This is a genomic window from Sphingobium sp. LMC3-1-1.1, from assembly GCF_040676285.1.
Classification (GTDB): Bacteria; Pseudomonadota; Alphaproteobacteria; order Sphingomonadales; family Sphingomonadaceae; genus Sphingobium.
This window is the reverse complement of sequence record NZ_JBEGHQ010000012.1, coordinates 481,747-500,203: the sequence shown is the minus strand read 5'-3', so window position 1 is coordinate 500,203 and position 18,457 is coordinate 481,747. Positions and strand designations below refer to the sequence as shown.

Sequence of the window (18,457 nt, the reverse complement as noted above, 5' to 3'; positions counted from 1 at the left end):
CAGCCCCGGCGGGATTAAGATGATGGCGATCGGCGCCTTCCCTCAATCAGCGCCGGCCGGCCAGCCGGCCTCAGCGAGGGCGAGAGCCTGTCCCAATTGGTAATAAAAAAGAGCAGGAGCGAAGTCATGGCGGGCAATCGTGGTGTCGTTTATCTCGGACCGAACAATGTGGAAGTGATGGATATCGGCGATCCCAGAATGGAAACGCCGCAGGGACGCAAGATCGATCACGGCGTCATCCTGAAGGTCGTGTCCACCAACATCTGCGGATCCGATCAGCACATGGTGCGCGGACGTACGACGGCGCCGACCGGGCTGGTCCTGGGGCATGAAATCACCGGGGAAGTCGCAGAAGTCGGCAGCGGTGTCGAGTTCCTCAAAAAGGGCGACATCGTCTCCGTCCCGTTCAACGTGGCATGCGGCCGTTGCCGCACATGCAAGGAACAGGCGACGGGCGTCTGCCTGAACACCAATCCGGATCGCGCCGGCGCGGCTTATGGCTATGTCGACATGGGCGGATGGATCGGCGGGCAGGCCAATTATGTCATGGTGCCCTACGCCGACTTCAATCTGCTGAAATTTCCCGATCGTGACCAGGCGCTTGAGAAGATACGCGACCTGACCTGCCTGTCTGATATCCTGCCGACCGGGTTCCACGGCGCCGTCAATGCGGGCGTTGGTCCGGGTTCCACCGTCTATGTCGCGGGAGCGGGGCCGGTCGGGATGGCGGCTGCGGCGTCCTGCAATCTCCTTGGCGCCGCCTGCACCATCGTGGGCGACATGAACAAGGAGCGCCTGAAGCATGCCCGCGCCATGGGCTTCCAGACGGTCGACCTTTCCGAACATGCGGATCTGGGCGAACAGATTGCGCAGATCCTGGGCGTTCCTGAAGTGGATTGTGCCATCGACGCGGTCGGGTTCGAGGCAAGGGGGCATGGCGCCGATTCCGGTCATGAGGCGCCCGCCACGGTGTTGAACGCGCTGATGCAGGTGACCCGCGCGTCAGGACGGATCGGCATTCCCGGCCTTTATGTCACTGGTGATCCGGGCGGCGTCGACGAAGCGGCCAAGATCGGCAGCCTGTCGATCCGCTTCGGGCTGGGCTGGGCGAAGAGCCACGCCTTCTTCACCGGGCAGACGCCGGTGGTGAAATATAATCGCCAGCTCATGCAGGCGATCCTGTGGGACCGCCTGCCAATTGCCGACATCGTCAATGTCGAAGTGATCGGTCTGGATGAAGCACCGCGCGGCTATGAAGTATTTGACCATGGCGCGGCCAAAAAGTTCGTGATCGATCCCAATGGAATGGTGCCGAAGGCCGCCTGAAGGCGACCTTGACGGCTTATGGTTAGGCGTTTGCCGGAGGCATGTGAATGAACAGGGTAATCGATGTCGATGCCTCCGTCGCGGCCGTCGATGCGATTGGCGATCTTTTTCGCCAATCGATGCGGCGACTGGCCTCGGCAGTATCGATCGTGGCGTGCGAAAGCGACGGGGAGTGGTTCGGCCTCAGCGCGACATCGGTAACGTCCCTGTCGATGGAACCGCCGTCATTGCTGGTCTGCCTCAACCGGTCGGCGTCGCTGACGCCGATGCTGCACCAGGACAAGCCGTTTTCGGTGAATCTCCTCGACCGCCGGCATCAGAATGTGTCCAATGCCTTCGGCAGTTCCAGCTTGCGGGCAGAGCGTTTTCGCGACGGGGGCTGGCAACTTTCGGAGCGGGGCGTGCCCGTGATGGCGGAAGCGATCGCGTCGATCGAATGCGACGTAGGGAAGCTGGTCGAATATGGGTCGCACATCATCGTCATCGGCGAAGTGCGTCATGTCCGGATTGGGGAGGGCGTGGACCCTCTGATCTACTGCAACGGAAAATATCAATGACCTCAACCAACAACGCTGCGTTCAGCGACGCCCTCTATGACGCGCTTCGCGGACGGCATACGATCAGCCCTCTTGTCGAGCAGCAGGCATCACTGACGATTGACGATGCCTATGCGATCAGCCTGGGATTTCTGCAGCGTCGTACGGCCGATGGCGAGCGTGTCGTGGGCAAGAAGATCGGTGTTACATCGAAGGCGGTGCAGGATATGCTGGGCGTGCACCAGCCTGACTTCGGCTTCCTGACGGACTGGATGCATGTGGAGGGGGATATCGATGTCGACGCCAAGGCGTTGATAGCGCCGCGCGCGGAAGCGGAAATCGCCTTCATACTGAAGGACAGGCTGAACGGCCCCGGCGTCACCCCCGCCGACGTGATCGCCGCGACGGAGGCGATAGCACCGTGTTTCGAGATCGTCGACAGCCGCATCAGGGACTGGAAGATCAGCATCGTCGACACGGTGGCGGACAATGCCAGTTGCGGTGTCTTCGTGCTGGGCGAGGCGCGGGCCGATCCGCGCGCCCATGATCTGCCGAACCTGCATGTCACCGTGACTAAGAACGGCGCGCCACTTTCGGAAGGCTATGGCCATGCCGTGCAGGGCGATCCGGCCATGGCGGTGGCCTGGCTCGCCAATACGCTGGGCGCCTATGGCGTGACGCTGGAGGCGGGCGACGTGATCCTGTCGGGATCCGTTGTGCCGCTGGAGCCGGCGGCGAAGGGCGATCGCTTCGAAATGACATTGCACGGCATCGGCACGTGCACAGCCAATTTCATCTGAAGGAAACATGATGGGCAAGGTCAAGGCAGCCATTATCGGATCGGGCAATATTGGCACCGACCTGATGATCAAGATGATCAAATATCCGCAGAATATGGAGCTGGCGGTCGTGGTCGGCATTGACGAGGCGTCGGAAGGCCTGGCCATGGCTCGCGAGCGGGGCGTTGCGACAACGCATGAAGGGCTGGAAGGCCTCAAGGCGATGGACGTCTATCCCGAGATCGGGATCGTCTTCGACGCGACTTCGGCCTATGCGCACAAGGTCCATGATGCGGCCCTGCGCGCCGACGGCAAGCAGGTGGTGGACCTCACCCCGGCTGCCATCGGTCCCTACACCATCCCGACAGTCAATGGCGAAGCCAATCTCGACGCGGGCAATGTGAACATGGTGACCTGCGGTGGACAGGCGACCATCCCGATGGTGGCCGCCGTCAGCCAGGTCGCGACCGTCCACTATGCCGAGATCGTGGCGTCCGTATCCTCGCGTTCGGCGGGCCCCGGCACGCGCGCCAATATCGACGAGTTCACCCGCACGACCGCGGGTGCGATCGAGAAGGTCGGCGGCGCGGCGCAGGGCAAGGCGATCATCATCCTCAATCCGGCCGAACCGCCGATGATCATGCGCGACACCGTCTTCACTCTGTCCGAGGGTGCCGACGAGGAAACCATCCGCGCCTCTGTCGAGGCCATGGTCAAGAAGGTCCAGGCCTATGTGCCCGGCTATCGCCTCAAGCAGGAGGTGCAGTTCGAGCGCTTTGGCGACAACAACAAGCTCAAGATCCCGGGGCGCGGCGAGTTCACCGGCATCAAGACGATGATCCTGCTCGAGGTCGAAGGAGCAGGTGATTATCTTCCCAGCTATTCGGGCAATCTCGACATCATGACCGCCGCCGCTAAGGCGACCGGCGAGCTGCTGGCGCAGCGCATTGCTGAAGGCAAGAAGGCGGCGGCCACCGGGTCGCTCGCCGAGACGGAGAATTAAGAGATGAGCGCGAAATTCAACGTCGAAGCGGGCGAGAAGCTGTACATTCAGGACGTCACCCTTCGCGATGGCATGCACGCGATCAGGCATATGTACGGCATCGATCATGTCAAGGCGATTGCCAAGGCGCTTGACGATGCCGGCGTGGACGCGATCGAGGTCGCCCATGGCGATGGCCTGAATGGCGCCAGCTTCAACTATGGCTTTGGCGCGCATACTGACTGGGAGTGGCTGGAGGCCGTCGCATCGGTGCTGAACAGGTCCGTCCTCACCACGCTGATCCTGCCGGGCGTCGGCACGGTTGATGAACTGCGCCGCGCCTATGATATCGGCGTGCGATCGGTGCGGGTCGCCACCCATTGCACGGAGGCCGACGTCAGCAAGCAGCATATCGGCATCGCGCGCGATCTGGGCATGGACGTCTCGGGCTTCCTGATGATGAGCCACATGATCGATCCGGAAAAGCTGGCGGCGCAGGCAGTACTGATGGAAAGCTATGGCGCCCAGTGCGTCTACGTCACCGACAGCGGCGGCGCGCTCGACATGGATGGCGTCAAGGCGCGGCTGGAGGCCTATGACCGGGTATTGAAGCCCGAAACCCAGCGCGGCATCCACGCCCATCACAATCTCTCGTTGGGCGTGGCCAATTCGATCGTGGCCGCGCAATGCGGGGCGGTCCGCATCGACGCGTCGCTGACCGGCATGGGTGCGGGCGCTGGCAATGCGCCGCTCGAAGTGTTCGTCGCCGCGGCTGACCGCAAGGGCTGGAACCATGGCTGTGACGTCAACGCACTCATGGATGCGGCGGAAGATCTGGTTCGTCCCTTGCAGGACCGGCCAGTACGCGTCGATCGCGAAACGCTCGCGCTGGGCTATGCAGGGGTCTATTCCAGCTTCCTGCGCCACGCGGAAAAGGCGGCCGAAACCTATGGCCTGGACACCCGCACGATCCTGGTCGAACTCGGCCGTCGCAAGATGGTGGGTGGACAGGAGGACATGATCGTCGACGTTGCGCTGGACATGCTAAAGGAAAAGGCCTGATCCAGGGCGGGGCGGGGAGAGTCCCGCCCACCTGCAAGACGAAAAAATCCCCGGGAGAGGAAGTGTGGGTCTGGAGCAGGAGAGGAAGGAACTGGGAGCCCGTGAGGTTGTCCGTTTCCTGAAAGAGAGCGGATTCCGTCACATTTTCGGTCTTCCGGGAAGTTCGCTCGTATCGCTTTTGCAGGAACTGGCGGATTCTCCCGTCAAAGTGGTTCCGACGATCCATGAATCAGTGACGATCGCGGCGGCTGACGGCTATGCGCGGGTGACCGGGGCCGGGGCGGCCTATATCTACATGGTGCCCGGCACGGCCAATGCTCTTGCCAATCTGTACAATGCCTGGCGCGACGAAAGTCCCATTCTGGTGCTGGCGTCCCAGCAGGCGGCCTGGGCCCGCACGCGTGAAGGCACGATCGGTGAGGGGGATCTTGTTCCCCTGGTCGCGCCCTTCTGCCGCCATGCCCGCGAACTCGCGCCGGGCATGCCGGTCTATCATCATCTGGCGGCCGCCAGTCGTGCGGCAAGAGGCGTACCGACAGGGCCGGCATTCGTCTCCCTGCCGGAAGATGTGCTGGAGGCTGATGGACCCGTCGTTTCTGTCCCCCGGACGGTCCGCCTGCCGTCAGGCGCGCCTGACATAAGCCTGCTTGCAGAGAAGCTGGCAAAGGCTCGCCGGCCCCTGATCGTCGCGGGCGGCCAGGTGCGGCGCCATGGCGGTGCGGATGCGCTGGCCGCGCTTGCCGAGCGCCATCAAATCGCGGTCGCGGCGGAGCCGGGCTTCAATGACAGGCTCGCCATATCGCCTGGCCATCCGAATTTCCTGGGAGGAATGACCGGACTCTACGGCAGCGTCGCAGAGGCGCGGGCGGATTTCGTGCTGGTGGTCGGGGGACGTTTCATTCCGGAGGGGCATCCGCGACCAAACCCCTATTTTCCAGGGGCCGAATTCGTCGCCCACGTCAATGCCGATCATGCGAAGCTTGAGGAGACAAGAGTCGCCCACTGGTCCTGCGCCTGCGATCCTTCGGCCTTGCTGGCCGCTCTGCTCCAGGCGGTGTCCGATGCCGATGATGCGCTGATGCGGCAGAGGCGCGCCTTCATCGACGAGGCGAAGGCGGCCCGATTGCCGCCCGGTAATCCCTTTGCCGAGACATTGGCATCCTATGGAACCGCACTTGGCGCGCTTCACGACGCGCTGGATCACGGCTGGGTGGTCGACGAAGCCGTCATGGGATCGGTTGCCCTTGTGGGAGCGCTGCGATCGGGTGATGGCGGACGATATATGGGGGCAACGGGGGGGTCGCTGGGCTGGGGAACCGGCGCGGCCGTCGGTGCCGCGCTGGGTTCGGGCGGGCCGGTTACCTGCGTGCTGGGGGACGGCGCGTTGCGCTTTGGTCTCCACGGCCTCTGGACCGCCGTGGCGGAAAGATTGCCGATTACATTCGTGATCCTGGACAATGGCGGCTATGGGTCGACCCGCTATTTTTCCCGGGCTTATGCGGAACGCGCAAAGCCGGGTGGGGGACGCAACGCGCCCAGCTATGCCGGCATGGACTTTCGCGAAACCGGCGGTTCCCTGGCCGACCTGATCCGCGGCTTTGGCCTGCCATGCACCGGGCCGGTGGCTCCGCAGGACGCGCGCGAAGCATTGGAGGCGGCATGGCGTTCGGCGAAAGAAGGGCCAAACGCGATCATTATCAGCTTGCCGTTCGGTGATTAGGCCTGCATTCAGGCAGAGGTAAGGTCACCGCCATGGTGCGACGCAGAAGTGATCGGATGCTATGAGGATATTGGAAGGCTTTTACAGCATAGATTTTGACCATGAGCTGAATATTGTCCGTCTTTCGTCTTATGGTTTCTGGACGCTTGAGGTCGTCGATCAATTTGCCCGGGACGTGAAGCACGTTCGGTCCATTGTCGGCGCTCACCATGATTGCCTGATGGACGGTTCCCTATGCGAAGTGCGCACGCCTGAGGTCGCCGATGCCCTGGCCCGTCTGGCGCAGAAGGAGGATCACGTGTTTCTGGGGCGAACGGCCATGGTCATGAGTTCCACCCTGCTCAAGATGCAGAACCGCCGTTTCCTGAAGGACGACCGCTTCGAATATTTCGATAATGAGGAGGCGGCCTTGCAATGGCTCGCTACGGGCGGGCCGGCCACCTGATCCGCCCCTCTCCAACGAGCAGAACAGCGATCGGATTTTGGATCAGATCGCTGTTCTGCATTTCTTGTTTTCCGTGATTTTAGGATCGCTCCAGAATCGCTTTATCCGCTGCAGCTGTAGCCGCCGTCGACCGTCAACAGCACCCCATTGACGTAGCGCGCCGCGTCCGAACACAGGAAGAGGATCGGATCGGCCAGATCTCCAGGTTCGCCGAAACGCTTCATCGGCAATCGCGCGAGCAGCATGTCGGCCCATTGCTTGTTCTCGAACACCGGCTTTGCCATGCCCGTCTGGATCCAGCCGGGCGCGACCGCATTCACGCGGATGTCCGGCGCCCATGCCACGGCAAGCGATTTCGTCAGCTGAACTATGCCGCCCTTGCTGGCGGAATAGGCAGGCGTCCCGGCGCTGCCGAACGTGGAATAGAGCGAACCGACATTCACGATCGCACCCTTGGCCGCCGCGAGCAGATCGCGCGCCGCAAGACAGCAGCGCTGCGTGCCGGTCAGATTGATGTCAAGGATGCGGGCGAAACCTTCGGGCGTGAATTCACTGCTGGGATCGGCGGCCCCTGCGCAGTTGACGAGCGCGTCGATCCGATCGAACTCGGAGAAGAAGGCCTTGACCGCGTCATCGTTGCGGACGTCCAGCACCTTGGCGCTGATGCCCGCATGGCTCGCCGCGCCGCTGACCTCCTGATCGGAAACGCCCGTTACGACGACTTCATATCCCGCGTCTGCCATTGCCAGCGCGGCGGCCCAACCAATGCCGTCAGGGCGCGCACCCCCGGTGATAACTGCTTGTCTGGTCATGAAACTCTCAACTCCTCGTCGAAAACGCTCTTCAGGCTGGCGGCCATCTCGTCCAGCGCGCCGGCTGCGGCGGGCGATATCTGATAAAAGGTCATGAAGCCGTGGGGCAGATCGCGATAATGGTGGACGGTTACCGCAACATCCGCTGACGCCAGTTTTCGGCCATAGGCAAGTCCCTCGTCCCGAAGCGGATCGAATTCCGCTATGATCAGCACCGCCGGAGGCAGTTGGCGAAGATCCTCGGTCAGAAGAACCGACATCCTGGGATCGTTCCTGTCCATGCCCTCCGGCGCATAATGATTCCAGAACCATATCATGTCGGCTGCGGTGAGCAGGCCGCCGGTCCCTCTTTCGGTGTAGGACGGGCTATCCTGACCACCGCTGGTCGCGGGATAGATCAGCAGTTGCGCCGCCAGTGCGGGCCCTTTCTGGTCGCGCGCCATGACAGCGACGGCGGCTGCCAGGTTGCCACCGGCGCTGTCGCCCGCGACGGCCAGCGGGATGTCGTCCAGGCCCAGTTCGCCCTTGTGCCGGTCCGCCCATTGCAGCGCCGCGTAGCAATCCTCCAGACCAGCGGGGAAGACATGTTCGGGCGCAAGGCGATAATCGACCGCCAGAACGGCGCATTGCGAGCGATTTGCCAAGGCGCGCACGGCCTTGTCGTGGCTCTCGAGGTTGCCTACCACCCATCCACCGCCATGATAGAAGAGGATCAACCCGCGCGGATCGCCGAGCGGGCGATAGAAGCGGGCGGCGATCGGTCCCGCCGCGCCTTCGACTTGCAGGTCGCGCACTTCTGCAAGTGCTTCATCCTCGCCGAAATTGAACTGTTCGAACATGGCCCGCACGGCTTCGACCGGGAGCGTCGGAATGGGAGGTGTCTGGGCAAGTCCTTGCAGGACAGGGCCGAATTCCGGCGCAAGGCTCGGTTCTTGGCTCATGATGGAGGCCTCTGGAACAGTGACAGGAAAGACAATCATGTAGGAAAAGGATGCCAGGCGGGGCGACGTCTGACCAGACTAGGTCAAGGGCCGCTCGCCCTGCTACTTCCCGCTGCATAATCGGGATTGCTCCGGACGCCGCAAGGCGCGGCGAGGCCGGCGCGCCAAGCGAAACTTGCGTTGAACGGGAGAAGGTCGATGGGTTGGCTTGAAGGCGATGTGGCGCTGATCACGGGTGGCGGCTCCGGACTGGGGCGGGCTCTGGTCGAACGTTTCCTGGAGGAAGGCGCCCGTGTCGTCGTCCTTGAATATTCCCCTGACAAGGCCAGCGCGCTCGAAAAGGATTTTGGCGATGACGTCGCCACCGTCGTCGGCGACGTGCGCTCGATCGCCGACAACAAGAAGGCGGTGGCGCTCGCCGTCGAGAAGTTCGGGAAGCTCGATATATTGGTGGGCAATGCCGGCATCATGGATTTGCCCGCCATGCTCCTCGACCTGCCAGAGGACAAGTTGGACGCCGCGTTCGACGAGGTGATGGGCGTCAATGTCAAAGGCTATATACTGGCCGCCTACGCAGCCGCGCCAGAACTCAGGAAGACCAAGGGCAGCATGGTCTTCACGGCGTCCTCCGCATCCTTCATTCCCGGCGGCGGCGGCATTTTCTATACGGCCTCGAAGCATGCCGTCGTCGGCCTGGTCCGCGAACTGGCCTATCAGCTCGCGCCTGAGGTGCGCGTGAACGGCGTCGGCCCCGGCCCAATGCGGACCGACCTGCGCGGCAGCAAGGCATTGGCGCCACAGGATTATGTGTTTTCACCGCAGACCCAGGAAGTTGCCGATATGGTGTTTCAGGCTTTTCCGCTCAAATGCGACGACCCGGCGGATTATACCGGTCTTTTCGTAGCCCTTGCGTCCCGCCGCAATGCGGCGACGACTACTGGCGAAGTCATCAATGCTGCGGACGGCCTTGGGATACGTGGCACGACCTTCCTGACCGGGGCGCATTTCAAGAAGGGCTATGTCCACACCTGACCCGGATATGGAGTTCCGCGGCAGGCTGTTCAGATGGTCCGCCCTCCATCGGCGACGATGATGGCGCCCGTCACATAGCTGGCAAGATCGGATGCCAGAAACAGGACCACATGGGCGATCTCCTCCGGCGTGCCCAGCCTTCCCATGGGGATCGTCCGCATGAAATCCGGGTCAAGGGGCGCCCCGTCGATCAGCGGCGTCTGGATGACCCCCGGACAGACGGCGTTGCAGCGGATGCCCGTGGCAGCATATTCGACCGCGACGGCGCGCGTCAGCTGCGACAATGCCGCCTTGGCCACCGCATAGGCGCCGATGCGCGGTTCGGCGTGAAAAGCCGCGATAGAGGATGTGTTCACGATCGAACCGCCCCCTTGGGCCGTCATGACGGGAACGGCACGCCGAACGACGCGAAAGGCCGATGTGACGCCAAGGTCCATGGTATGCTGCCATTGGCCGTCGGATATGTCGGCCGCCAGCGCACCGGCATCCTCGCCCCTCCACGGGGCATAGCCGTTATTGTGCAGGAAATCGATCCGGCCATGGCGCGCCAGCGCTGTGTCGATCATCCCGTCTATCATCGCCGCATCGCCAAGGTTGCAGGGAACGAAGTCGGCCTTGCCGCCCGCCGCCTGGATGTCCTGGACGATGCCCTGTCCTCGTGTCCCGTCCAGATCGGCGATCACGGCCGTTCCGCCATGGGCGGCGAAAAGCCGAGCGACCGCAGCGCCAATACCCGAAGCGCCGCCTGTGATGACGCCCACCCTGCCGTCGAAGCGGATCATCGCCTAACTTCCAGCGCGTTGCTGCCATGCGTTCGGGGCAGAGATGATGCGGCGCGGAACACGCGGCATCATCCTGCCGTCTCAAGCGAGGAAAGGCGCGCGCTGATGTCCCAGAGCCGCTTGGCCCCTTCCTCGCTCTGCGCCGCTGGCGATGGTTCGACGCGTTTGCGCTCATGGAAATAGCCGCCGGATGGCAGGGCGCGATCGCGGTCCATCGCCAGCCAGACGATCGTGTCCGCGCCCTGCGCCGATGTCAGCGCCTCCCCGCTCTTTTCCGCCGCCGCATAATAGGTCCGGGTCTCTACGCCCGCGCTTTCGGGAAAGCGTGAGGCGACAAGTCCCGGATGGACGGCACTGGCGACGATGCCGTCTGCCGCATGGCGTGCCGCCAGTTCGCGCGTGAACAGGATGTTCGCGAGTTTGCTCTGCGCATAGGCGGTGATCGGGAGGAAAGAGATTTCCATTTGCAGATCGTCCCAATGCAGATCGTCGATCATGCTGTGGCCGATCGAGGATACCGTGATGACATGGGGAACGGACGAACGCTTCAGTTGGGGAAGCAGATCGAGCGTGAGGATATAGGGCGCCAGATGGTTCACCTGGAACATCGTTTCCAGCCCATCGGCTGTCACATGCCTTGTGTCGAGCAGGCCCCCGGCATTGTTGACCAATATGTCGATCCGGTCGACAATTTCCGCGATGCGGGCGGCCGCGGCATGGGTCTGGGCGATGGATGAGAGATCGGCATTCACCCATTGCGCGGTCAGGCCCTCGGCTTCGAATTCTTTCGCCGCGCTGGTGATCCGTGCCTCATCCCTGCCCAGCGCAATGACCCGCATCCCCTCCCGCGCCAGCGCGCGCGCCGTTTCCAGCCCGATGCCCGATGTCGCTCCCGTCACTACCGCAACCGGCTTGTCGCCTGATCCTGTCATATATGCCGTCCATCCATAGGCTGTTTTCAGCCCATGATAGAAGGCAGCCTGCCTGTGATCATCGTCTGGTTGGACAACCGGCCTCATTGCGGGCCTGTCGTCCGAACGGCTGATGCCGCCGGTCCGGCGGTTGCTAGGCGAGATGCTGCAAGGCGGATATTTTCAAAGAGAGATGGCGAATGACTGATGTGGCTGTGGTCGTGGGCGTTCGGGGTTTTGGCGTTGCATGTGCTCGCCGGCTTGGCGCGGGCCGGCATCTGCTGGTCGCGGACGTCAGCGCCGACGTGCTGGAGCAGGTGACGGGCGATCTGCAACGCGAAGGCTATCGCGTGACGCCCACGCTCGTGGACGTGGCCGATCCCGCGTCGATCGACGCGCTGGTGGCGGAAGCGACGCGGATCGGGCGACTGCATGCGATGGTGCACACCGCGGGCGTATCCCCGCGCATGGCGACGCCGGAGAAGATCTACGCCGTCAATCTGCTGGGCACGATCCACGTCATCAACGCGTTCCTGCCCATCGCGGTGGAGGGAAGTGTGGGTGTCGTCATGTCGAGCAACGCGGCCTATTATGCGCCGGTGCCGCCGGAGGTGGAGCGGATATTGGCTCTGGGATCGGCCGAGGAGATGCTGGCGAGCGTGCGCACCGTTCCTGGCTGGGACACGGGCCTGGGCGCCTATTGGCTTGCCAAGCGTTCGAACCAGCTGCGCGTGCAGGCCGCCGCTGCCGAATGGGGCCGAAAGGGCGCAAGGATCCTGTCCGTCAGCCCTGGCATCATCTCCACCCCCATGATCCATTTCGAGCGGGACGCCGGAGCGCCCGTGGATAAAACGGTGTCCAATGTGCCCGTCGGCCGGATCGGCGTGTCGGAGGATATTGCGGCGGCCGTCGCTTGGCTGTGCGGTCCCGAAGCGAGTTTCGTGACGGGCACCGACCTGCTGGTCGACGGCGGCATGATGGGCGCGCTCAAATGGTCCGGTATGACGACCGAAGATCCGCAAAGCGCGGCCGGGCAGGTGCCCGGTCCCAGGGAGTGCTGACGACCGGTATGGCGTCCGCTGGGTCTGAACGGGCCGTCGGCGGGCGCTTTCCATCGGCGATGTCTGAATGGACGAGCGCCGGACACGCATGGCGGCCTATTGTCCCGATCGTTGGAGAGACCGAAGGAGATCATGAATGGGCGTCGCCAAATCATCGCGCGTCGGCGGAAAGGTGGCCATCGTCACCGGCGCTGGATTGAACGAACGCGGTCTCAACATCGGCGGCGCTACAGCGCGGTTGCTGGCCAGTGAAGGGGCGCGGGTCCTGGTCGCCACGCGGACGGGCCGCGACGGCGACGCCCTGGCGGACCTCATCCGTTCAGAAGGCGGGGAGGTGGTGGCCTGCACGTTCGACCAGGGTGACGAGGCATCCATTCGGGCGATGATCGACGCGGCGCTGTCGGCCTTTGGCGGGATCGACATTCTGGTGAACAATGCCGTCGCCGTCCTGCCCGACGATACGGATCTTCTCAGCACGAGCGTCGAAACCTGGGAACGGGTTTTCGATGTCAACGCGCGGGGCGTTTTCCTGTGCACGCGAATGGCGCTGCCCCATATGCTGGAACGCGGCGGCGGGTCGATCGTCAACATCTCGTCCGGTTCGGGCGTGAAGGGGGACGTGACGCGCATTGCCTATGGTCCCTCAAAGGCTGCGATCAACAGCTTTACCCAATATGTCGCGACCATGTACGGCAAGCAGAATATACGCTGCAACGCCATCACGCCCGGTCTTGTCCTGTCGTCCAAGGCCAGGCGCGACGTCACGCCGGAAGCGCTGGAAATCTTCGAAAAACATACGCTGACGCCCTATCTTGGCGAACCCGAACATATTGGCTGGCTTGCGCTGTTTCTCGCATCGGCCGAGGCTGCCTTCATCACCGGTGCCATCATTCCTGCCGATGGCGGCTTGCTGGCGCATCAGACCTACAGCGCGGATCTGGGGGCGGTGATGCAGGCAGGCGCATGATCCGGTCGATCCCTATTGCCGCCGCGCGCCCGGCGGTCCGGGCGTCACTTCCAGCCTGCGGATTTCGCCCGTGAAGCGATCCGGCGCTCCAGCCGCCTCATTGACCGGGCCGCCGCTGTCCAGGCCAATGTCGAATGTCTCGCCCGGTGCCTCCTGCACGACAAGAGAGCGTTCCAGCCGCCGTTCTGCGACCGGCGCGCCATTGACGGCGATGCGAACCAATCCACCCTTGCCATATCCGCCGCCGTCATAGTCGAAGTCGAAGGAGAGGCGAACCGTCGATCCCGGCTGAAGGACGGTGGGCGCCGCGAGGCGGAATTGATCTTCCGGCAAAGGGGTCAGCGCATGGCGGACCACAGGATGGCCGTCCTCGATGCCGAAGCTCCACCCGCCCATAAAGCTGCCCAGCGCGGCGATCACGCCATTTCCCGCTATGACATCCGCTGTCAGCGTGAAGGCGCGTCCGGTGATCGGTGGCGCGACGTCGGAGGGCAGGCTGATATCCTTGCCCCAGAATATATAGCTGCTCCGCGGTTTGACATAGGCGCGCGCCGAAAGGCCCGATCGCGCGGCGTCTGTACGGTCGTTGATCGGAAAGACCTTGTAGCGCGCGGCCTCAACATCAAACGCCTTGCGCATCCGGGCCAGGATGGCCGGTTGCGAGGCCGCCAGATCCCGTGTCTGGTTGAAGTCGGCGGCGAGGTCGTAAAGTTCCCAGCGGTAGCCAGGGGCGAGGTTCACGTTGGCGTCGGCGCCAAAACCCATTTCCCACGGTTTGCGTTCGGGACGGGTATTGGCCAGCCAGCCATGATCATAGAGGGCCCGGTTGCCCAGCATCTCATAATATTGCGTCGTGCGGCGATCCGGCGCTTGAGGATCGGCGAAGCTGTAGGTCATGTCGATGCCGTCGACCGGCTGCTGCGCGACGCCGTCGACGATGTCGGGCGCCTTTATCCCGGCGGCATGGAGAATGGTCGGAAAGACATCGATCACATGGTGATACTGGCTGCGCATGCCGCGATCGGTAATCCGTGAAGGCCAGGAGAAAACGGCGCCGTTGCGCGTCCCGCCCAGATGGGAGGCGATCTGCTTGTAATAGGGGAAGGGCGTGCTCATCGCGAGCGCCCAGCCCGTGGAGTAATTGCTGTGGCTTCGGGGGCCGCCAAGCTGGTCGATCTGCCGTCCATGCTCTGCCAGCCCCAGTCGCCGGTTCGCTATCTCCGTTGCTTCGCCGATCGCGCCGGCAGGGGAAGCGGCGCTGTCCGGTCCATTGTCACCTTCGATGAAGATGACGAGCGTATTGTCGTTCAGGCCCATGCGCCGCAACTCATCGACGATCCGGCCGAACTGCGCGTCCTGAAAGGCAAGCTGGGCCGCGAACACTTCCATCTGCCGCTGCTGGAACGCTCGCTCCTCCATCGACAGGCTTTGCCATGCCGGTATATAATCGGGCCTGCGGGGCAGCGATGTCCGCGCCGGGACAAGGCCCATCGCCTTTTGCCGCTCAAGGGTCTCTGAGCGGAGCTTGTCCCAGCCTTGCGCGAATTGTCCGTGGAAACGTTCGATCCAGTCGGCGGGCGCCTGATGTGGAGTATGGGCGGACCCCGGCGCGAAATAGATGAAGAACGGCTTGTCCGCCGCCGCCGCCTTCTGCTGATGAATCCAGTCTATGGCCTCGTCGGCGAGCCGTTGGTCAAGGATCCGGCTCGGCGGTTTTTCGTCGATGACGCGGCTTGTGTCGCGATAGAGCGTCGGGCGCCATTGATCCGTGTCCGATCCTATGAAGCCGAAGAAGTGATCGAACCCCAGCTTCGTGGGGAAATAGTCATAAGGCCCTGATGAACTGAACGGTCCCTTCGGTATGTTGTGATGTTTGCCGAAAAAGGCCGTGTTATACCCATTGTCCTGCAGGAGACGGGCAATAGTGGCGGCGCTTCGCGGTATCATTGCATCATAGCCGGGCGCGCCGAGGGCAAAGTCGGTCAGGGTCCCGGTGCCCACGGCATGGTGGTTGCGGCCGGTCAGCAATGCGGCCCGCGTCGGGGAACACATGGCGGTGGTGTGGAAGCGGTTGTACCGCAATCCATTCTGAGCCAGCCGCTCCAGATTGGGGGTTGGAACCGGGCCGCCAAAGGCCGAGGCCGCACCAAAGCCGACATCATCGGTGAGGACGAGGAGAATATTGGGGGCGCCCTCGGGTGCGGTCGGGATCGCCGGAAAGGCGTTGGGAAGCGGTGCGGAAGCCATTCCAGCATCGGTAGATGGCAGCACCGTGCCGCCCAAAGCCGGGACCGCATGCACAATCAGCGCGAGGAGCATGCAGCGCCTTCTCACTCGACCAAATCGGCTCGCCATCTTTCCTCTCCTCATTTTCGTTGTAGTTTTCAGGGCGGCGGCGCACGTCAAACCCATGAACGGACTAGGAAAGCGGGAAGGAGCATCGGACTATGATTCGCGCCTACTGTGGTGGATGTGAAATACGCCTTATTATAGCGGTTAGGTGGGGAGCGTATTTCAAATCAAAAAACACACTAGAATCCTATATCTGCTAGTGACCCCGATGAGTCTGAAGTTCGTTCAATGCCTACGCAGCAGTGGACGAACTTCAGATTCGGGTCACTAGTCGCAAACGACGATGTGGCGCGCTGGCCCGTTCGTCAGGATCGCCGGGAATGGAAATGGGGTGGTGCAAATGACGACGGCTTCGCGGGCAGGCGGTGTGATCTCTTCCGGACAGATTCGGAGGCAATTTTCAGATTGCGCGCCAGCAGCCCCCATCGCATCTGTGGAACAGCTATGGCGATCGGCCGGTGGACGGAGCATCCTGTGACATCTTCCTCTGACCCGATCCATGGCGAGCATATGGATGCAGGGCCCATAAAGGTCGAGCGGCTGGGCCGCGTCACCCGCATCACTATGGATCGGCAGGCGCGGCGCAATGCGCTGGACCGGGCAACGCAATCCGCCCTTTCCGATGCGCTCGACGCTTTTGCCGCCGATGGCGAGCAATGGGTGGCCATCCTGACGGGCGCCGGCGACGCGGCCTTCTCCGCCGGCTTCGACCTGAAGACACCGCCGCCCAAGGGCAGGGATGAACTCCTTCCCGGGGGCTTCGGCGGGCTTACCGCGCGGTTCGACATGGACAAGCCGATCATCGCGGCCGTCAACGGGCTCGCGTTCGGGGGCGGGTTCGAAATGGCGTTGGCCTGCGATATCATCGTCGCGGCGGAGCATGCCTCTTTCGCGCTACCGGAAGTGAAGGTCGGGATGGCGGCGCTGGGCGGGGGCGTTCTGCGTCTGTCGCGGCAGATCCCCTATCACCGTGCCATGGGCCTGATCCTCACGGGAAAGCCCGTGTCCGCGATCGAAGCGCGCGAGATGGGTTTCGTCACCGACGTCGCACCGGCCAGCGAGCTGGCTGACCGGGCGATGCGGTGGGCGCAGGATATCGTTGCCGCCGCGCCTCTTGCGGTGCGGGCCTCCAAGCGGGTGGCGCTGGATTGCGCAGCCCTGCCTCTGGAGGATGCGGAACGGCGGCAATGGTCGCTGCCCGCCACAAGGATTCTCGCCGGATCGGAGGACGGAAGCGAAGGACCACGCGCATTTGTCGAGAAGCGCGCCCCGATCTGGAAAGGCCGCTGATCGCGGCCCATCGGGGGCGCCCGCTCAGGCCGCTGTCGCTTCCTCCTCCACGATCCAGCGGCACATGCGCCGCCATGGCTCGATCGCGTCCTGGATGCCGTGGTTGGGCATGCCAACGGCGTTGCCAAGGGTCACGAGGCGTTGCGCGCCGTGAATCGCAAGCTGGTCGCGCAGCCGGCGCTTCAGGCTCTCGGGCCATATGCCGATGGTCTGGGTATAGCTGGTGACGGCCTGCACGGGGGTCTCGACGTCGTCCACCGGCACCAGATTGAGCACGCGGTTGGCGAGCAGCGGCGCGAAATCCACCGGTTCTTCCATCTGCGACATGATGACCGCACCCTCGACGCCGCCGCCAATGACCTTGTACCAGTCATCGCCGCCCACACGCAGCGCGCTCACCTCATCCGCCAGGGCCGGGTCCATGCGCACGGCGGGGCCTGAAATCTGCGGGGGCAATGCCTGGATCGCGTCATATACAAGTTGCCCGAGGCGATTGAGCCGCTCCAGTCCCGCCTTGTCGGTGCCGCTTTCGACCCAGACGACGCGCGCATTCACGCAGCCTTCCTGGTTGAGGCCGCCGCCGTCCAGCGCGAGCGCCCCTGCCACCCGCGCCAATGTTTCCTCGTCGGCGAAGGCCTCGCGCCCGATGATCGTTGAGCTCAGCTTGGGGTCCAGCGCGACCAGCTCTATGCCTGGCTGCACATATTTGGCGATATGCTTGATCGACGCCATGCCGCCCCACGCGATGATCTTCTCGATATTGCCGGACGTGTAGAGCTTTGCCTCCACGCGCTCGTCGCCGCCCTTCCAATAGGCGACGCTGAGGTGGCGCGTCAGCGGATGATCGGGCGCCATGTCGATCATCGTCCGGGCGATCGCCGCCGCGGTCAGCGGATCATTGCTCGGCGTCTTGATGATCGCGTCGCTCCGGGTGATGGCGTTGCGGGCGACAGTCAGAAGCGACGTGCCCGGCGCGTTGCCCGCCACGATATGGACTGCGCGCGCGCCGAAGGCGCGGATACGTGCCGTCACCGGCCCCTCCAGCGGCATTTCGACCCAGTTCTCAAGATAATCGATGCCGATGGAATTTTCGGCTGCCTCGCGCAAGGCGGCGGGATCGAGCATCCTGTCCATATTATCGTACATGGCGTGCAGGATGTCGGCACCCAGCCCCGATGTATGGCAGGATATCCGGAATGCCTCCTCCATCCATGGATTGCGGGAGGGAGGCAGACGGCTTCCCAGTTCGCCCAGATAGTCGAAAATCTCCTCCATCCTCAGGGAGTAGAGGTCGCTCATGCTGCTGGGCGTGGACAGGGCAAGCTTGCCCAGATGGGCCGCCACATCGGGTGCGGTAAAGCTGATGCCCCCGCCGCGCCCGCCATGCGACACGCCATCCTCTTCGATTACTTCGCCCCGGATGACCAGCGGCACGCGAAAACCATGATCCGTCATTTTG

General features: G+C 63.3%; 17 protein-coding genes. 11 read left to right on the top strand and 6 right to left on the bottom strand.

The window, feature by feature from the left end; all coding sequences use genetic code 11:
• Positions 1 to 126: 126 nt before the first annotated feature.
• The 7 genes from fdhA to MRBLMC3_RS12460 all read left to right on the top strand — a co-directional run bounded on the left by fdhA (position 127) and on the right by MRBLMC3_RS12460 (position 6,850).
• The gene (gene fdhA, locus MRBLMC3_RS12490) at positions 127 to 1,326 is read left to right on the top strand and encodes a formaldehyde dehydrogenase, glutathione-independent (RefSeq protein ID WP_363736478.1); all 1,200 of its coding nucleotides are present in this window, start codon (positions 127 to 129) and stop codon (positions 1,324 to 1,326) included.
• 47 nt (positions 1,327 to 1,373) lie between these two features.
• Positions 1,374 to 1,883: a flavin reductase family protein gene (locus tag MRBLMC3_RS12485; protein WP_363736476.1), complete on the top strand. Its 510-nt coding sequence runs from the start codon at positions 1,374 to 1,376 to the stop codon at positions 1,881 to 1,883.
• Positions 1,880 to 2,662, top strand: coding sequence for a fumarylacetoacetate hydrolase family protein (locus MRBLMC3_RS12480; RefSeq protein ID WP_363829213.1), 783 nt, complete (start codon positions 1,880 to 1,882; stop codon positions 2,660 to 2,662). The genes MRBLMC3_RS12485 and MRBLMC3_RS12480 overlap by 4 nt, the downstream gene beginning before the upstream one ends.
• A gap of 10 nt (positions 2,663 to 2,672) precedes the next feature.
• The gene (locus MRBLMC3_RS12475) at positions 2,673 to 3,644 is read left to right on the top strand and encodes an acetaldehyde dehydrogenase (acetylating) (protein WP_363829450.1); all 972 of its coding nucleotides are present in this window, start codon (positions 2,673 to 2,675) and stop codon (positions 3,642 to 3,644) included.
• A 3-nt stretch (positions 3,645 to 3,647) separates the two neighbouring features.
• Positions 3,648 to 4,685, top strand: coding sequence for a 4-hydroxy-2-oxovalerate aldolase (gene dmpG, locus MRBLMC3_RS12470; RefSeq protein ID WP_133651455.1), 1,038 nt, complete (start codon positions 3,648 to 3,650; stop codon positions 4,683 to 4,685).
• 64 nt (positions 4,686 to 4,749) lie between these two features.
• Entirely contained in the window at positions 4,750 to 6,405 is a 1,656-nt protein-coding gene (locus MRBLMC3_RS12465) for a thiamine pyrophosphate-binding protein (RefSeq protein ID WP_363829210.1), read from the top strand.
• Between the two features lie 220 nt (positions 6,406 to 6,625).
• Complete coding sequence (locus MRBLMC3_RS12460) at positions 6,626 to 6,850, top strand: hypothetical protein (RefSeq protein WP_363829208.1); 225 nt, start codon at positions 6,626 to 6,628, stop codon at positions 6,848 to 6,850.
• 101 nt (positions 6,851 to 6,951) lie between these two features.
• Here the strand turns inward: MRBLMC3_RS12460 and MRBLMC3_RS12455 are convergent, their stop codons facing one another.
• Positions 6,952 to 7,662 (bottom strand): SDR family NAD(P)-dependent oxidoreductase, encoded by a 711-nt coding sequence (locus MRBLMC3_RS12455; RefSeq protein ID WP_363752422.1) that lies wholly within the window; start codon positions 7,660 to 7,662, stop codon positions 6,952 to 6,954.
• The gene (locus MRBLMC3_RS12450) at positions 7,659 to 8,603 is read right to left on the bottom strand and encodes an alpha/beta hydrolase (RefSeq protein ID WP_363829206.1); all 945 of its coding nucleotides are present in this window, start codon (positions 8,601 to 8,603) and stop codon (positions 7,659 to 7,661) included. Before MRBLMC3_RS12450 ends, MRBLMC3_RS12455 begins: the two co-directional genes overlap by 4 nt.
• Positions 8,604 to 8,801: 198 nt before the next feature.
• Between MRBLMC3_RS12450 and hcaB the strand changes: the two genes are divergently transcribed.
• Positions 8,802 to 9,635, top strand: a complete 834-nt coding sequence (gene hcaB / locus MRBLMC3_RS12445) for a 3-(cis-5,6-dihydroxycyclohexa-1,3-dien-1-yl)propanoate dehydrogenase (RefSeq protein WP_363829204.1) — start codon at positions 8,802 to 8,804, stop codon at positions 9,633 to 9,635.
• Positions 9,636 to 9,664: 29 nt separating this feature from the next.
• On the opposite strand, the gene MRBLMC3_RS12440 is transcribed toward hcaB, so the two are convergent.
• Entirely contained in the window at positions 9,665 to 10,417 is a 753-nt protein-coding gene (locus MRBLMC3_RS12440; RefSeq protein ID WP_363829202.1) for an SDR family NAD(P)-dependent oxidoreductase, read from the bottom strand.
• A 68-nt stretch (positions 10,418 to 10,485) separates the two neighbouring features.
• Positions 10,486 to 11,349 (bottom strand): SDR family oxidoreductase, encoded by an 864-nt coding sequence (locus tag MRBLMC3_RS12435; protein ID WP_363736463.1) that lies wholly within the window; start codon positions 11,347 to 11,349, stop codon positions 10,486 to 10,488.
• A 179-nt stretch (positions 11,350 to 11,528) separates the two neighbouring features.
• Here MRBLMC3_RS12435 and MRBLMC3_RS12430 point away from each other — a divergent pair, with 179 nt between their 5' ends.
• Together MRBLMC3_RS12430 and MRBLMC3_RS12425 are read left to right on the top strand one after the other, a co-directional pair.
• Positions 11,529 to 12,389, top strand: coding sequence for an SDR family oxidoreductase (locus MRBLMC3_RS12430; RefSeq protein WP_363829199.1), 861 nt, complete (start codon positions 11,529 to 11,531; stop codon positions 12,387 to 12,389).
• A gap of 136 nt (positions 12,390 to 12,525) precedes the next feature.
• A complete protein-coding gene (locus MRBLMC3_RS12425) occupies positions 12,526 to 13,356 on the top strand; it encodes an SDR family NAD(P)-dependent oxidoreductase (protein ID WP_363829197.1) in 831 nt (276 codons plus the stop codon).
• Between the two features lie 12 nt (positions 13,357 to 13,368).
• On the opposite strand, the gene MRBLMC3_RS12420 is transcribed toward MRBLMC3_RS12425, so the two are convergent.
• Positions 13,369 to 15,675, bottom strand: coding sequence for an arylsulfatase (locus MRBLMC3_RS12420; protein ID WP_363829195.1), 2,307 nt, complete (start codon positions 15,673 to 15,675; stop codon positions 13,369 to 13,371).
• 507 nt (positions 15,676 to 16,182) lie between these two features.
• Here MRBLMC3_RS12420 and MRBLMC3_RS12415 point away from each other — a divergent pair.
• Positions 16,183 to 16,998 (top strand): enoyl-CoA hydratase-related protein, encoded by an 816-nt coding sequence (locus MRBLMC3_RS12415; RefSeq protein ID WP_363829192.1) that lies wholly within the window; start codon positions 16,183 to 16,185, stop codon positions 16,996 to 16,998.
• Positions 16,999 to 17,022: 24 nt separating this feature from the next.
• Here MRBLMC3_RS12415 and MRBLMC3_RS12410 read toward each other — a convergent pair whose 3' ends face one another.
• Positions 17,023 to 18,453 (bottom strand): acyl-CoA reductase, encoded by a 1,431-nt coding sequence (locus MRBLMC3_RS12410; protein ID WP_363829190.1) that lies wholly within the window; start codon positions 18,451 to 18,453, stop codon positions 17,023 to 17,025.
• Positions 18,454 to 18,457 lie beyond the last annotated feature (4 nt).

Bases quoted from the DNA above. Each gene is read 5' to 3' on its own strand.
- fdhA (WP_363736478.1), top strand. From the start codon at position 127: ATGGCGGGCAATCGTGGTGTCGTTTATCTCGGACCGAACAATGTGGAA.
- MRBLMC3_RS12485 (WP_363736476.1), top strand. From the start codon at position 1,374: ATGAACAGGGTAATCGATGTCGATGCCTCCGTCGCGGCCGTCGATGCG.
- MRBLMC3_RS12480 (WP_363829213.1), top strand. From the start codon at position 1,880: ATGACCTCAACCAACAACGCTGCGTTCAGCGACGCCCTCTATGACGCG.
- MRBLMC3_RS12475 (WP_363829450.1), top strand. From the start codon at position 2,673: ATGGGCAAGGTCAAGGCAGCCATTATCGGATCGGGCAATATTGGCACC.
- dmpG (WP_133651455.1), top strand. From the start codon at position 3,648: ATGAGCGCGAAATTCAACGTCGAAGCGGGCGAGAAGCTGTACATTCAG.
- MRBLMC3_RS12460 (WP_363829208.1), top strand. From the start codon at position 6,626: ATGGACGGTTCCCTATGCGAAGTGCGCACGCCTGAGGTCGCCGATGCC.
- MRBLMC3_RS12455 (WP_363752422.1), bottom strand. From the start codon at position 7,662: ATGACCAGACAAGCAGTTATCACCGGGGGTGCGCGCCCTGACGGCATT.
- MRBLMC3_RS12450 (WP_363829206.1), bottom strand. From the start codon at position 8,603: ATGAGCCAAGAACCGAGCCTTGCGCCGGAATTCGGCCCTGTCCTGCAA.
- hcaB (WP_363829204.1), top strand. From the start codon at position 8,802: ATGGGTTGGCTTGAAGGCGATGTGGCGCTGATCACGGGTGGCGGCTCC.
- MRBLMC3_RS12440 (WP_363829202.1), bottom strand. From the start codon at position 10,417: ATGATCCGCTTCGACGGCAGGGTGGGCGTCATCACAGGCGGCGCTTCG.
- MRBLMC3_RS12435 (WP_363736463.1), bottom strand. From the start codon at position 11,349: ATGACAGGATCAGGCGACAAGCCGGTTGCGGTAGTGACGGGAGCGACA.
- MRBLMC3_RS12430 (WP_363829199.1), top strand. From the start codon at position 11,529: ATGACTGATGTGGCTGTGGTCGTGGGCGTTCGGGGTTTTGGCGTTGCA.
- MRBLMC3_RS12425 (WP_363829197.1), top strand. From the start codon at position 12,526: ATGGGCGTCGCCAAATCATCGCGCGTCGGCGGAAAGGTGGCCATCGTC.
- MRBLMC3_RS12420 (WP_363829195.1), bottom strand. From the start codon at position 15,675: ATGCTCCTCGCGCTGATTGTGCATGCGGTCCCGGCTTTGGGCGGCACG.
- MRBLMC3_RS12410 (WP_363829190.1), bottom strand. From the start codon at position 18,453: ATGACGGATCATGGTTTTCGCGTGCCGCTGGTCATCCGGGGCGAAGTA.